Source organism: Burkholderia sp. S171, from assembly GCF_009766085.1.
GTDB lineage: Bacteria > Pseudomonadota > Gammaproteobacteria > Burkholderiales > Burkholderiaceae > Caballeronia.
Window position 1 is genome coordinate 1 of sequence record NZ_LMUF01000078.1, and the last position, 959, is coordinate 959.

A 959-nucleotide genomic window follows, 5' to 3' on the forward strand; every position below is an offset into this window, starting at 1 on the left:
GAGATCCTGCACGGCTATCCGATAGACGGCGTGGTCCTCACCACCGGCTGCGACAAGACCACGCCCGCGTGCCTGATGGCTGCCGCCACGGTCAACATTCCCGCCATCGTGCTATCGGGCGGCCCGATGCTAGACGGCTGGTACAACGGCAAGCTTGCAGGCTCCGGCACGGTGATCTGGGACGCTCGCAAACGCTTGTCCGCCGGCGAGATCGACTATCCCGGCTTCATGGACATGGTGGCTTCTTCCGCGCCCTCAGTCGGGCATTGCAACACGATGGGCACGGCGCTCTCCATGAACTCGCTTGCTGAAGCGCTTGGCATGTCGCTGCCCGGTTGCGCGGCGATTCCCGGGCCGCATCGTGAGCGTGGATGGATGGCGTACGCGACCGGCAAGCGTATCGTCGGCATGGTGGCGGAAAATCTGCGTCCGTCGGACATCATGACCAAGAGTGCATTCGAGAACGCCGTAGTCGCGGCGGCCGCGCTTGGCGCTTCATCGAATTGTCCGATTCACATGATCGCGATTGCGCGCCACATGGGTGTCGATCACACGCTGGAAGACTGGCAACGGCTGGGTCCCGAAGTCCCGTTACTGGTGGACTGCCAGCCGGCCGGGCGTTTCCTTGGCGAAGCGTTTCATCGGGCAGGGGGCGTGCCGGCCGTGATGAAGGAACTGCTTGATGCGGGCCGTTTGAACGCTAACGTACGCACGGTCACCGGCCGCACGTTGAGCGAAGACCTGACCACCGTTCCCGCGCCCGATCGCGAGGTGATTCGTGCGTACGCGAACCCGTTGAAAGAGTCGGCCGGATACGTCGTGCTCTCAGGCAACCTCTTCGATAGCGCCGTCATGAAGGTCAGCGTGATCGACGAGGCGTTCCGCAAGCGCTTCCTCGCTGACCCGGATCATCCCGATGTGTTCGAGGGCAAGGTCGTCGTGTTCGAAGGCCCGGAGGA

At 63.4% G+C, this 959-nt stretch carries 1 protein-coding gene; it reads left to right on the forward strand.

The window, feature by feature from the left end; genetic code table 11:
• Positions 1-959: dihydroxy-acid dehydratase (locus tag GSQ93_RS37535; protein WP_254074269.1), on the forward strand; the 959-nt coding region annotated here is incomplete at both ends.